This window comes from Enterobacter sp. BNK-18 (genome assembly GCF_047456135.1).
In the GTDB taxonomy this organism is placed as follows: Bacteria; Pseudomonadota; Gammaproteobacteria; order Enterobacterales; family Enterobacteriaceae; genus Enterobacter; species Enterobacter ludwigii.
Window position 1 is genome coordinate 4,359,583 of the sequence record NZ_CP179899.1, and the last position, 12,508, is coordinate 4,372,090.

Here is a 12,508-nt window from a genome sequence, read left to right on the forward strand (position 1 = left end):
TTCCGACCTGTTTCTTGCAGGGTGAGTTTTTATTTCTGCCAGTCTTTGGCTGGCATGTTATTGTCTGGAATAATGAGAGAGCAAAATGGATGAAAGCGTAATACCTCAAAATTGCATTACCGCGAAAGATAAAAACATATTTGTTCCAGGAAAACAGACGCTGGCATTAATGGTGACATTAGCGGCATTTCCTGCCATTGCTGAAGACGTTACAGGAAACTATCAAAGCTATTTTCAGGATGAATCAGACACCAACGGTACGAGTGTATCATCAGCCAATAACGGCAATGAACAATCGTCCCTTCGTGCTTCGTCTTCTCCGGTTGCTGCAGGTCAAAAACCTGAACTCATGCCCTCGTTAAAGCCCGTGACGTTATCGGCACCAACGGAGAATAAAAAAGCGGAAGTGAAAAAGCGTCCTAAAGGGGATAACCCCGAAGACGTCAGTTTGTTGCGTTTAAGGCAGGAAGACCCGCCGGTTTACTGGAACAGTATCGGTCGTAATATGGAAGTGGGTGGCCTGCATGGAAACATCGGGTCTCAGATAGAAATTGACGATGTTCGCTGGAGCAATAATAAGAAAAACAGCGGCAAGTTTAAGCTCGCCACCATTCAGGCTTTTTTAAGGCATGATGAATTGCCTAACTGGTATTTCGGTTTCTGGAATGCCAGAGAAGACAGTTATAAAGGACAGTTCAGTAATCAGGACTATCAAGGCACCAATACCATCAATGAATTTTTTGTGGGCCATATTTTCGAAACCTGGCGAGGGAATATCGGTACGGAAGTTATGGTCGGCTCCGAAACGGCAACGAAACGCTGGAAAAACCGGTTCAAGGTCTGGCAGGACCTGCGACTGTCCAGCAAATGGAGCCTGGCCGGATATGCGTATGGCGAATATCAGCCTCAGGGGAACGAACCGGGGAATGGCGATCTGGAGCAGTACATTTTCGAAATTGAGCCAGCCATTCAATACCGCGTGAATCCTGATCTCGGACTCTATTTGCGACCCTATTATTATCATAACCGCCAGGAGCGTCAGAGCTGGGGCGATATTGTCGAAGAAGAATGGAAAGTCACGGCCGGGCTCTGGCGAAACTGGTATCCATTATTAACCTCCCTGTATGTTGGATTTGGCCAGGACAAAATAGATAACGCCAGCAATGCCAGCGAAGTTTTCTATGACGGTCGGTATAAGTTTATCGGTGGCACGCTGAGTTATCCGGTATTTGGTGAAGTGCGATTATACGGTGAATTCAAAGCACAATTTACGAAAGAAACCGGGCTTTGGACATCGACCGGTCACTCATGGAACCCGTTTACCGTGGTTGGCGTGAATTATAACTTCTGACATTCAGGTGTAGCATGAAAAAATTAATAGTTGCGGCATCTGTCGCGCTGCTTGCGCTGCTTGCGCTTTCGCTCGGCAATAACCCTGCCTGGTCGCAGCCTTCGAAAGAAACATTACAGAATAAAAGTATCACCCATATTAATGGCTTTTTCCCGCGGGTTGACGGTTCATTCGTGGGCGACCCCATGCCCGTTTTTAACGATGGCAAATTTGATATTTATTATCTTAATGATGTCCGCGGCGGCAGCGATCTGGGGGTACATGCTTTTCATCTCTTGTCGAGTGCCAACTTGTATGATTATCAGAACCATTCCGAAGTGATCCCCTACGTTAACGACGTTGACGATCCTGAACTGTTATTAGGAACCGGTTCGATTATTAAAGTCGGTGATACCTGGCATGCCTGGTACACCGCACACAATGAAAATGTGTTCCCGGTTGAGTCTATTATGCACGCGACCAGTAAGGACCGCCTTCACTGGGTGAAACACCCGCAGGACACCATTTTACCCGGCGGTAACTATCGGGGTAATGATTTCCGGGACCCTCACGTCGTTTGGGTTGAGGAAAAGAAAGAATACTGGATGTTAATTACTACGCGCAGTAACGGTCGTGGGGTTATTGCCCGGTACAGTTCAACGGATTTAACGCACTGGGAAGATCGCGGCGTATTTTTTGATAACGACACCATCACCAGCAATGCCAACCTCGAATGCCCGACACTGGTTTACTTCAACGGACGCTGGTATCTCAGCTTTAGCGACCAATGGCCGTTACGCCTGACACAATACCGGGTAGCGGATAATCCGGAGGGGCCGTGGCGGAAACTGGGCAATTATGTGGTCGACGGCTCGGGTTTTTACGCGGGTAAACTGGTACTCAAAAACGATCGCCTGTTTGTTTTCGGCTGGATCCCGACGAAAGCCGGTAACCGTGACAGCGGCAATATTGACTGGGCAGGGAATCTGGTTGCTCATGAGCTCACCGCAGATGACCAGGGCCAGCTCAACAGCATCCTGCCCCAGGAGCTTCAGAAGGTCATCAGTGAGAATCCTGGTCCGGTGACCACCTTAACGAGCACTAAAACGCTTAAAACGGCCACGTCGTTCGGCCCCTTACAGTCGGCGCTGTACCCGGCCTTGCCTGAACGTGGTGAGTTGAGCGCAACCATTGATGTTCCTTCTGCCGGAATGGTGATGAGCTTTGGTCTGACCGACGACAGAGTCAGTGATGCGATGCTGAACGTTGTGTTCAATAAGAGCAAAGGAAAAGTCTATTTTTTCAACGCGCCGCTCGCGTCGATTCATCAGGCTAACGCGGAATCCTGGGTGGATGTTCCGATCGGGGAAAAAATTGAGTTACGCGTTCTCATTCAAAACTCAATTGCTGTTTTTTATATAAACAATAAAGCGGCATTCAGTACCCGGATGTATTCCATGCAAGAAAAGCCGTGGAGTATTAGCCTGCCTCAAAACGACCATTTTCACGCGACGTTGAAAATAAAAGAAATGATTTAACGGGATATTATTATGAAAAACTATCATGCCCTGTCTGTTATTTTTGCTCTTCTGTTTCCCGCGCTGGCGAATGCGAGCATGAGCATCATGAAGGACCCCTCGGGAAAGGTTGTTGCTGTGGACCCGTGGTCCTATCTGGATGAAGAGGTTATGTGGACCTCAGCCCGCTCCTCCAATCCTGCCGGTGGCCGCATTCATGGCCAACTGAAGATGAAATATGCCATTGAAGACAATAACTGGCGTAACAGCCATTTCCACAACGGGAATGATTCACTGACGTTTGTACAAGGCGTGATGCGACACGATGCGTTACCCGGTTGGTATCTGGCTTTTTCTGAGGGCAGAGCCACCCACTATAACGGGACGTGGGAGGATCAGTCTTACCTCAGCCAAAACCAGTGGACTCAGTTGATCATCGGCCATGAATATTTTTACAAACGTCTGCGCTATGGCTGGGATGTCATGGGTGGAAGCGCCTCAATCGAGGACCGCTGGCAAGGCCGCGTTAAGTTCTTTACCGATCTTCGGGTTACGGACAATTTCTCATTCTTTAACTATTTGTATCAGCAGATCGATCACCGCCGCAGCGGTGGATCGCAAAATGACCGCGACGTGCGTTCATTTCAGATTGAGCCTGGCGTGCAATATATTATTAATAACACCACCGGCGTCTGGTTCCGCCAGCAATTTGCCTCTGCCATTTTAGACAGGGCGCAGTGGGGCGATATTGACGAAAAAAGCTGGACCACGTCTGTCGGCGTCTGGCGCAACTGGGGGAAATTATCCACAACGCTCAGCGGCGGGTATGGCCATTATAAGAAATACAATGCGCAGCCTGAAGATGGCGAAGTCTTCCAGAATACCCGCAACCGCTTCCTGAAGGTATCGGCAAATTATCCGTTAACCTCTCGTTTTACCGTGTCAGGAGAAGTTACTGGCTCGTTGATAAAACAGGACGGAAGCTGGGTGATCCACGGTGAGGCTGTTACCACCGAATATAAGCTGATGCTGGATTATAACTTTTAACCCGTATGCCTGGATAATCCATGGTACCTGTTCATGCTTAAGCGCTATTAAAAAACTGACCTTCCCGCAGGTCGCATTTAAAAAGTTAATTATTATTGAGGAAATGTCATGAATATCTGGACTCTTGGCGATGCAGTGGTGGATCTTCTACCGCTTTCAGACATGCAATATCAGGCCTGCGCAGGAGGTGCCCCGTTCAATGTGGCAATTGGCGCTGCGCGTCTGGGCTGCCAGAGTGGTTTTATTGGCCGGGTCGGTGAGGATGACTTTGGTTATTTTCTGAAGAAAACGCTGTCTGACGCAGGCGTTTCAACCGAAAGTCTGCAGTTGGATAACCAGCACAGAACCAGCACGGTATTGGTCTCTCTGGGCCGCGCTGGCGAGCGTGGATTTACCTTTTTAACCAACCCTTCCGCGGATCAATTTTTAACACCCGATGCGCTGCCCGGTTTTAGCGACGATATTCTGCACTTCTGCTCTCTGGCCCTGGTCGCCGAAACGTGTCGTCATACGCTCGTCACTGCCATTAACCATGTAAAACAGCGTGGGGGATTACTGAGTTTCGACGTGAATTTACGAGAGCAAATGTGGCCCGATAAGCATGAAATGCTCGAGACGGTGCGTCATTTCGCCGCGCAGGCCGACATTCTTAAACTCTCGGAAGAAGAATGGCACTGGATGACAGGCTCTCACGATTTTTCCCATGCGCTTAATGCTCTCAATGCTCTGCCCGCGCAACTCAAAGTCGTGACCTACGGTGAGCAAGGTGCCATGGTGCTGTGGCGCGACAGCGTTATTCATTTCGACGGTTATACCGTCAACAGTATTGATACAACCGGGGCTGGCGACGCGTTTGTCGCAGGGTTACTGGCCTGGATTGCACATCGCGGGATGCCGCAGAATGTTGAACAACTCCACCAGTCCATGGCTCAGGCCAGCGCCTGCGGTGCCCTCGCGACAACGCGCAAAGGGGCGCTGACCGCGCTACCTGATACCAACGCGCTCAATACCTTTATCACTCGATTCTCGCTACCGGATTACGAGGTGAAAAAGGGCTAAACAGGGTGAGAACATGTTTTAGTTCTCATCCTGGATATCAGCGCCGTCCAGACCATTGAGCAGGGCGGCTAGCCGCATCGGTAGAGATATCCCCTGACGCTATCCCTCCAGACTTACTACCGCCGCCACTGCTGCGAGAGTGCGGTGGTTCTGGTTGTGAAGGCCACAGATGCAGGCGTCGACTGAGGAGAAGGCTACTGTAATCGCGAGTTCAAAACACCGGCACCCCCAGCCCAACCTTCACCTCCTTCAGCGTCCCCTGCGTCACCGCTTGCGCCCGTTCGGTCCCGCGCTTCAGCATCGCCATCAACTCCCCTTTATCCTGCATGTACATCGCCCTCCGTTCCCGCATCGGTGCAATCAGCTCCTGCAGGCACGCCTCCAGCTCGTTCTTGCATGCCCGGTCACCCAGTCCGCCCGCCTGATAATGCGCCTTCATCGCTGCCACTTTCGCTTTGTCCGGATGAAACGCGTCGAGGTAGGTAAACACCACGTTTCCCTCAATCTGCCCCGGGTCGCTCACCTTCAGGTGGTTCGGGTCGGTGTACATGGCGCTGACCGCACGGTGAATCGTCTCTTCACTGGCAGAAAGGTGCAGGGTGTTGCCCAGTGATTTTGACATCTTGGCGCTGCCGTCGATGCCGGGCAGGCGGCCGGTGTCGCTGAGCATCGCTTTGCAGTGGCGCAGCACCGGGGCAGGCAACAGGCTGTTCATCTTGTGTACAATCTCATTGGTCTGTTCAATCATCGGCAACTGGTCGTCGCCGACGGGGACGCACTCGGCTTTGAACGCAGTGATGTCCGCCGCCTGGCTGATGGGGTAGGCCATAAAACCGACCGGCAGCGAGCGGGCAAAGCCTTTCTGCGCAATCTCGTTTTTCACCGTCGGGTTACGCTCGACGCGGGCGACGGTGACGATGTTCATATACAACATTGTCAGCTCGGCGAGAGCGGGCAGGGCGGACTGCAGGCAGAGTGTCGTCAGGTTCGGGTCGATGCCGGCGGCGAGGTAGTCGGCGAGCACTTCAGGGATGTTGTCGCGGATTTTTTGCGGGTTGCTGCCGTTGTCGGTCAGCCCCTGCAGATCGGCAATCAAGACATACTGGTTATGCGTCTGCTGAAGCGCCACGCGCTGGCGCAGCGAACCGACGAAATGGCCCAGGTGCAGCGGGCCGGTTGGGCGGTCGCCGGTGAGGATGGTTTGAACGTTCATAAAGACTCCTTAATGTGCAAGTGCCGAAAGGGGTCTTAGAAATGTGAAAGCCGCCTTTCGGCGGCTATCTGAAAATGGGGAAAACTACTCCGTGCCGCCTTTAAGAAGGCAGCCACCAGCGGTTTACGGTGAGCACGGCGTGGTTTATGTTCATGAAGTTACCGTACCACGTCTGGCGCAAAAAACAAAAGGGCACGTCATGCTGCAATCACTCAACCATCTGACCCTCGCGGTCAGCGACCTGCAAAAAAGCGTTACCTTCTGGCACGAGTTGCTGGGGCTGACGCTGCACGCCCGCTGGAATACCGGGGCCTATCTTACCTGCGGCGATCTGTGGGTCTGCCTGTCCTATGACGAGGCGCGCGGTTACGTGCCGCCGCAGGAGAGCGACTATACCCATTACGCGTTTACCGTTGCGGCGGAAGATTTTGAGCCGTTCTCGCACAAGCTGGAGCAGGCGGGCGTTACCGTCTGGAAGCAAAACAAAAGCGAGGGGGCATCGTTCTATTTTCTCGACCCGGACGGGCACAAGCTGGAACTGCACGTGGGCAGCCTCGCCGCGCGGCTGGCGGCGTGCCGGGAGAAACCCTATGCCGGAATGGTCTTCACCTCAGACGAGGCTTGATGTCCGTACCTTCAGCCTGCCCGCCAGCGTCACATGGGTGGCGGCATCTTCCTGATTGCACAGGTACTCCACCGCCATCCGTCCGAGTTCGCTGTAGGGGAGCTGGATACTGGTCAGCGGTGGGGTGAGTTGCTCGGAGATCTTCTGGTCGTCATAGCCTGCCAGCAGCATATCTTGCGGGATGCGCACGCCGTTTACCGCCAGCGCCTGATAGCAGCCGATCGCCAGCCAGTCGCTGGCGCAGAAGATGGCGTCCGGGCGTTCGTCCAGCGCCAGCAGAGAGGTGGTGGCGGTAAAGGATTCGCTGAACTGCCAGTTGGTCTGGCGCACCAGACTCTCGTCACAGGCTAAACCGGCCTGCTGTAAGGCGGCCTGATAGCCGGCCAGCCGCTGGCGGGAGGCCTCCATCCAGCTCTCTCCGGTGATGTGAGCGATACGCGTTGCACCGCAGGCGATCAGGTGTTTGGTCACCTGGAAGGCGTTGGCGTAGTCGTCCGGAATAAACGACGGCAGCAGCGGCGAGCCGGGGTCGCGCTGATTGAGCAGCACCAGTGGAATGCGGGTGCAGTCCTGAAAAGCGGTCATGTCGACAAGCGTGGTAACGGGGGAGGCGAGGATAATCCCCACGCAGTTACGCTTCTCCAGCTGGCGGATAATGTTCAGCGCCAGCTCTACGTCATCACCGTAGTCGTACACCGTCAGCAGCGCTTCGTTGCGCCATGCGGCTTCCCGCGCCTGGCTGATGGCATCGATAAACGGATCAAAGCTTTGCAGGGAACTGACCAGCAGGGCGATTTCCTCCTGGTTGCGCGGGGCGTGAATGGCAGGCAGGCGGTCGTAGCCGAGCTCGGTCGCCACGCCGATCACCCGCTGGCGGGTCTCGTCACTGAGCTTGATGTTACGGGACTGGTTGAGCACCAGCGATACCGTCGCCTGCGACACCCCCGCCGCCCGCGCAATATCGTTCATCGTGACTTTTGTTTTTCGCTTCATCCGTCCTCTCCCTCTCGCGACACCGCATCATACCCTAACTATTCGCTTACGCGCCGTCGATCACGTTTCTTATTCGCGCCTGCATGAACTTTGTGAAGGCTGTCGCTTTTCGGAGCGTCATGAATTGCGCATTTATCCCGCAGCTAATATTTATTAGCTAAATATTATCAGTAAGAGGACGCGTAATGAAAGAGCAGTGGAGCAGGGAGCAGGCACAGGCGTGGTATCAGCAAAAAGGCTGGCTGTGTGGGTTTAACTATTTACCGTCAACGGCGGTGAACTGGACCGATATCTGGCAGGAAGAGACCTTCGATGCCGATACCATCGATCGTGAACTGGGCTGGGCGGCGGAGGCGGGCTACAACACCCTGCGCATCAACCTGCCGTTTATTGTCTGGGAACACGACCGCGACGGCCTGATGGCGCGCATCGACGCGTTTCTGGCGATGGCCGACAGCCACGGGTTCAGCACCATGCTGACCCTGATGGACGATTGCGGTTTCTCCGGCGATGAACCGTATCTGGGGCCGCAAAAACCGCCGGTGCCGGGCAAGCACAACAGCCAGGCGGCAGCGAGCCCGGGGCGCGATAAAGTCTGCGATCCCGACTGCTGGCCGCAGATTGAGCGCTATATCCGCGACGTTATCCGCCAGTTCCGCGACGATGAGCGCGTACTGCTGTGGGATCTGTATAACGAGCCGGGCAACCGCGGCATTTTTGCGACCGGTACGCAGGAGGTGCAATACGACGCGAAGCTGGAGACCTGCGCGCATGAGCTGATGAAGCTGGCGTTTCGGTGGGTGCGTGAAGAGGATCCCACTCAGCCGCTCACCGTCTGCGCGTGGCGTCTGCCGGTGGAAGAGGAGGGCGAGACGTTTTATCAGCATCCGCTGGATCAAACCGCGCTGGCACTATCCGACGTGGTGAGCTTCCACGCTTACACCAACACCGGACGTATGACCGCGATTATCCAGCAGCTGCAGGCGCTTGGGCGGCCAATCTTCTGCACCGAATGGCTGGCCCGCCACGTGGGCAGCACCCTCGAGGAGCAGCTTCCGCTGATGTACACGGCGAAGGTCGCGCCGTATCAGTGGGGGCTGGTGCGCGGTAAAACCCAGACGTGGCTGCCGTGGCCGGTGGTGATGAAGGAGTCTACGGACTACTGCCGCCTCTGGTTCCACGACGTCTTTGAGGAGAACGGTATCCCGTTCTCGCGCAGTGAAATGGCCTTAATGAAGAAGCTCCGTAAGATCGCCCCGAAAGCGCAGGGCTAATAATATCGACCCGGCGGTCTGCCGCCGGGCAACCAGGTACGCACTATGGCAATGACAATGAAAATACCGTCTCGCGAGTTGTGGTCTTATTTTGGTTATGGATTAGGTCAGTGTTTTAGCTTTGGTTTAGTGGGTTCGTTTATTAACTATTTTTACACCGACGTGCTGGGGATTTCGGCGCTGGCGGCGAGTACCATCTTCCTGATTGCCCGCGCGTGGGATGCGGTTCACGACCCGCTATTTGCCAGCATAATGGACACCATTAACACCCGGTTCGGCAAGTTTCGCCACTTTTTGCTGATCGCCCCGTTACTCATTACCGGCGTCACGCTGCTGTCGTTCTATAAAATCGAAGCGGACATGACCACCAAAATTCTCTACGCCGGGGTGACGTACATTCTGTGGGGAACGCTGTACGCCATCTCTGATATCCCGTTCTGGTCGATGTCGTCGGTGATGACTAATGACTCCGGGCAGCGCACCCGCGCGGTGACGGCGGCCATGCTGGGGGTTAACGCCGGGATCGCCTGCGCCAACATTTTCTTCCCGAAACTGGCGGCGTTCTTCGCCCAGTACAGCAACGACAAAGGCTATTTTATGGCGGCGCTGGTGATGATGCTGGTCGGCCTGCCGCTGATGCTCAACGGCTTTATGCAGATTAAGGAGCGTGTGCCGCCGAGTCCGGAAAAGGTGACGATACGTGACACTTTCCATAACCTGCGCCAGAACAAGCCGCTGTTTATCGTTCTGCTGTCGTTCTTCTTCTGCGTGTTCCATAACGTGGCCGGCGGTCTCTACATCTACTTCTTTATCAACAATATGGGTGACGGCAGCCTGCAGATGGCGATCGGCGTGATGGGGATTATGGCGGCGGTGGTGTGTCTCGTCGCCCCGATGCTGACGCGCAGGATGCAGAAGCGGAAGCTGTTTATGATCCTCTGCGGACTGGATGTCGCGGTACGCGTGGTGATGTGGTTTGTGGGCTATCAACAGACGGCGATGCTGTTTATCCTGCTTGGCCTGAGTACGCTGTTTGTGATGATGTCCAACATTCTCACCTCGTCGATGATTGCCGACACCATCGAGTATGCGGAGTACCACACCCACAAGCGCTGTGCGGCGATCACCTTCTCCGGACAGACCTTTACCGGCAAGATGTCGGTGGCGGTCGGCGGTGGGTTAATCGGCGTATTTCTGACGATGATCGGCTATGTCCCGCAGGCACAAACCCAGAGTGACGGCGTGCTGTCGGGGCTGTTCTTTGGTATCTGTCTGCTGCCCGCCATCGGCTCGCTGATCCGGCTTGGGTTTATGTCGCGCTTTACCTTTACCGAGGAGAAGCATGCGGAGATTTGCCGGTTGCTGGCGGAACGTCAGCACGAGAAAGCGCAGCAACGTGAGGGCGAGGAAAATCTGGCGCGCCCGGCCACGGTGAATTAAACATTAACGCCTGCATGGCAGGCGTTATGTCTTTTACTCTCCTGTGAGCTCAATCCGGTTGCCGTCCGGGTCCGCAATCACCGCCTCATAAAACCCATCCCCGGTCATGCGGGGGGCGCTGAGCAGGGTGCCGTTTGACTGCGCCTGCGCCGCCATACGGTCCACCTCAGCCTGGCTGCCGACGTGAATGGCGATATGTGCCCAGCCAATAAACTCCGGATGAGCCGGGGCGTCGGGCAGGTCCGGCACCGTCATCAGTTCAAGGGTTGGCCCGCCATCCAGGGTAATAAAATGTGACGCAAAGCCCGGGCGATTTTTACTGTGATAGCGTTCATTACGGCGTCCGCCAAAAACCGTTTCCCAGAACTGTACCTGTGCATCAAGGTGTCGGGTCCAGAGTGCAACATGGGCAATGTTCATTGTTATCCTCGCGGTGAGTGCTGATTGACAGAGCACGCGCAGTGCAACATTATGCGCTTTGATGCTCGGTTTTGTTATTTTAAAGGACTTACAATGCTCGATTATGCTGCTTTTCCGGAGCAACGACAAGCGCTGATCCGTCAGATCCTTCAGGAGAGCGGAAGGGTGGTGTGCACCGAACTGGCGACACAAATGAAGGTCTCCGAGCACACCATTCGCCGTGATTTACATGAGCTTAGCAAAGAGGGCTTCTGTAAAAAGGTCTACGGTGGCGCGGTACTTCAGCTGCCGGATGCGGGGACATTTAGCCGCCGCGAGCAGGAAAACAGTGCACAAAAAGCCACAATCGCGCAGAAAGCGGCAACGCTGATCAAAGCAGGTGGCTGTATCTTTATGGATACGGGCACCACCAACCTGGCGCTGGCGAAAGCCCTTCCTGCCGAACTCAGCGTGACGGTGGTGACCAACTCCCCGGCCATCGCGACCGCGCTGCTGCAACATCCGCTGTGCGAGGTGATCATCACCGGCGGGCAGATCCAGCGGGCGTCCGGCGCGACGGTGGATGCCACGGCTGCGAGCCAGCTTGAGGGGATTATCTTTGATCAGGCCTTTATCGGTGGCTGTGCGATGGATCCTGAGATGGGGCTGACCGGCTTTGATTTTGCCGACTGTGCGTTCAAAAAAGCGGTGATCGCCCAGAGCAACCAGACCATCGTGGCGTTGACTGCTGACAAGCTTCCCGGCGTGGCGCGCTTTGTCGTGGCAAAGAGCCGGGACATTGATGTGCTGGTGGTGGACGCGAATATTAAACAGGACGTTATCGACGCGTTTGCGGCGCAGGATGTTCGCATTGTGTGCGCCTGAGGACTTTGACCGGTAAAACAGGCTACACTCTGATTTTGAGCGCTAAATGCTGAGGACATAACAATGCACTACACACTGAAAGAAGGCGATAAGGATAAAGCGGAAGGGTCAAACGGCGCGGGCGCGCTGCAGCAAAAACTGCTCGAGTCCCGCTCGATTGTTATCTCCGGTGAGATCAACCAGGAACTGGCGCAAAAAGTCATTACCCAACTGATCCTGCTGCAAAGCGTGAGCAACGATCCGATCAAGCTGTACATCAACAGCCAGGGTGGCCACGTGGAAGCGGGTGATACCATCCATGACTTCATCAAGTTCATCCGTCCGGACGTACACATCATCGGCACCGGCTGGGTGGCGAGCGCCGGGATCACCATCTTCCTGGCGGCGAAAAAAGAACATCGCTACTCTCTGCCCAACACCCGCTTTATGATCCACCAGCCGCTGGGTGGCGTGCGTGGTCAGGCGACGGATATTGAGATTGAAGCGCGTGAGATCATCCGCATGCTGGATCGCGTGAACAAGCTGATCGCTGACGCCACCGGCCAGCCGCTGGAAAAAGTGAAAAAAGACACCGACCGCAACTTCTGGATGTCTCCGGCAGAAGCGCTGGACTACGGCATTGTGGGTAAACTGATTACGCATTATGACGATCTGAAGCTGGATTGATCCCTCAGGGCCGGACGTTTGCGCCGGCCTTCTCCTCTCGTTTGACCCATGACAAGTTCC

Annotated in this window: 12 protein-coding genes; 9 read left to right on the forward strand and 3 right to left on the reverse strand. The window is 54.7% G+C overall.

Translation table 11 applies throughout. The annotated features are described in order from the left end of the window. Positions 1–85 precede the first annotated feature (85 nt). The 4 genes from ACMGG3_RS20920 (at position 86) to ACMGG3_RS20935 (ending at position 4,953) form a co-directional block, all read left to right on the forward strand. Positions 86–1,351: an OmpG porin family protein gene (locus ACMGG3_RS20920; RefSeq protein ID WP_414149431.1), complete on the forward strand. Its 1,266-nt coding sequence runs from the start codon at positions 86–88 to the stop codon at positions 1,349–1,351. Positions 1,352–1,365: 14 nt separating this feature from the next. Beyond that, positions 1,366–2,868: a family 43 glycosylhydrolase gene (locus ACMGG3_RS20925; protein ID WP_414149432.1), complete on the forward strand. Its 1,503-nt coding sequence runs from the start codon at positions 1,366–1,368 to the stop codon at positions 2,866–2,868. 12 nt (positions 2,869–2,880) lie between these two features. Next, positions 2,881–3,894, forward strand: a complete 1,014-nt coding sequence (locus ACMGG3_RS20930; protein WP_414149433.1) for an OmpG porin family protein — start codon at positions 2,881–2,883, stop codon at positions 3,892–3,894. 108 nt (positions 3,895–4,002) lie between these two features. Further along, entirely contained in the window at positions 4,003–4,953 is a 951-nt protein-coding gene (locus ACMGG3_RS20935) for an aminoimidazole riboside kinase (protein WP_414149434.1), read from the forward strand. 211 nt (positions 4,954–5,164) lie between these two features. Here the strand turns inward: ACMGG3_RS20935 and trpS are convergent, their stop codons facing one another. Further along, positions 5,165–6,166, reverse strand: coding sequence for a tryptophan--tRNA ligase (gene trpS, locus ACMGG3_RS20940; protein WP_032679552.1), 1,002 nt, complete (start codon positions 6,164–6,166; stop codon positions 5,165–5,167). A gap of 199 nt (positions 6,167–6,365) precedes the next feature. On the opposite strand from trpS, the gene ACMGG3_RS20945 reads away from it, so the two are divergent. Further along, a complete protein-coding gene (locus ACMGG3_RS20945; RefSeq protein WP_025205684.1) occupies positions 6,366–6,791 on the forward strand; it encodes a fosfomycin resistance glutathione transferase FosA2 in 426 nt (141 codons plus the stop codon). On the opposite strand, the gene ACMGG3_RS20950 is transcribed toward ACMGG3_RS20945, so the two are convergent. Next, positions 6,777–7,784: a LacI family DNA-binding transcriptional regulator gene (locus ACMGG3_RS20950; RefSeq protein ID WP_414149435.1), complete on the reverse strand. Its 1,008-nt coding sequence runs from the start codon at positions 7,782–7,784 to the stop codon at positions 6,777–6,779. The genes ACMGG3_RS20945 and ACMGG3_RS20950 overlap by 15 nt on opposite strands. A gap of 185 nt (positions 7,785–7,969) precedes the next feature. On the opposite strand from ACMGG3_RS20950, the gene ACMGG3_RS20955 reads away from it, so the two are divergent. Then, complete coding sequence (locus ACMGG3_RS20955) at positions 7,970–9,058, forward strand: cellulase family glycosylhydrolase (RefSeq protein WP_078774317.1); 1,089 nt, start codon at positions 7,970–7,972, stop codon at positions 9,056–9,058. Positions 9,059–9,103: 45 nt separating this feature from the next. Next, on the forward strand, positions 9,104–10,498 hold the full coding sequence (locus tag ACMGG3_RS20960; protein WP_020885339.1) for an MFS transporter: 1,395 nt from the start codon (positions 9,104–9,106) through the stop codon (positions 10,496–10,498). Positions 10,499–10,531: 33 nt separating this feature from the next. Here ACMGG3_RS20960 and ACMGG3_RS20965 read toward each other — a convergent pair whose 3' ends face one another. Continuing rightward, positions 10,532–10,918 (reverse strand): VOC family protein, encoded by a 387-nt coding sequence (locus tag ACMGG3_RS20965; protein ID WP_063156972.1) that lies wholly within the window; start codon positions 10,916–10,918, stop codon positions 10,532–10,534. Between the two features lie 93 nt (positions 10,919–11,011). Between ACMGG3_RS20965 and ACMGG3_RS20970 the strand changes: the two genes are divergently transcribed. Both ACMGG3_RS20970 and ACMGG3_RS20975 read left to right on the forward strand, forming a co-directional pair. Continuing rightward, positions 11,012–11,782, forward strand: a complete 771-nt coding sequence (locus ACMGG3_RS20970) for a DeoR/GlpR family DNA-binding transcription regulator (RefSeq protein WP_414149436.1) — start codon at positions 11,012–11,014, stop codon at positions 11,780–11,782. Positions 11,783–11,845: 63 nt separating this feature from the next. Then, positions 11,846–12,448 carry an ATP-dependent Clp protease proteolytic subunit gene (locus ACMGG3_RS20975; RefSeq protein ID WP_014168451.1) on the forward strand — a complete coding sequence of 201 codons (603 nt, stop codon included), beginning with the start codon at positions 11,846–11,848 and terminating at the stop codon, positions 12,446–12,448. Positions 12,449–12,508: the final 60 nt, after the last annotated feature.

What these genes read in the sequence shown, in the direction of transcription:
- ACMGG3_RS20970 (WP_414149436.1), top strand. Translation starts at nt 11,012, where the DNA reads ATGCTCGATTATGCTGCTTTTCCGGAGCAACGACAAGCGCTGATCCGT.
- ACMGG3_RS20920 (WP_414149431.1), top strand. Translation starts at nt 86, where the DNA reads ATGGATGAAAGCGTAATACCTCAAAATTGCATTACCGCGAAAGATAAA.
- ACMGG3_RS20955 (WP_078774317.1), top strand. Translation starts at nt 7,970, where the DNA reads ATGAAAGAGCAGTGGAGCAGGGAGCAGGCACAGGCGTGGTATCAGCAA.
- ACMGG3_RS20930 (WP_414149433.1), top strand. Translation starts at nt 2,881, where the DNA reads ATGAAAAACTATCATGCCCTGTCTGTTATTTTTGCTCTTCTGTTTCCC.
- ACMGG3_RS20935 (WP_414149434.1), top strand. Translation starts at nt 4,003, where the DNA reads ATGAATATCTGGACTCTTGGCGATGCAGTGGTGGATCTTCTACCGCTT.
- ACMGG3_RS20960 (WP_020885339.1), top strand. Translation starts at nt 9,104, where the DNA reads ATGGCAATGACAATGAAAATACCGTCTCGCGAGTTGTGGTCTTATTTT.
- ACMGG3_RS20975 (WP_014168451.1), top strand. Translation starts at nt 11,846, where the DNA reads ATGCACTACACACTGAAAGAAGGCGATAAGGATAAAGCGGAAGGGTCA.
- ACMGG3_RS20965 (WP_063156972.1), bottom strand. Translation starts at nt 10,918, where the DNA reads ATGAACATTGCCCATGTTGCACTCTGGACCCGACACCTTGATGCACAG.
- trpS (WP_032679552.1), bottom strand. Translation starts at nt 6,166, where the DNA reads ATGAACGTTCAAACCATCCTCACCGGCGACCGCCCAACCGGCCCGCTG.
- ACMGG3_RS20950 (WP_414149435.1), bottom strand. Translation starts at nt 7,784, where the DNA reads ATGAAGCGAAAAACAAAAGTCACGATGAACGATATTGCGCGGGCGGCG.
- ACMGG3_RS20945 (WP_025205684.1), top strand. Translation starts at nt 6,366, where the DNA reads ATGCTGCAATCACTCAACCATCTGACCCTCGCGGTCAGCGACCTGCAA.
- ACMGG3_RS20925 (WP_414149432.1), top strand. Translation starts at nt 1,366, where the DNA reads ATGAAAAAATTAATAGTTGCGGCATCTGTCGCGCTGCTTGCGCTGCTT.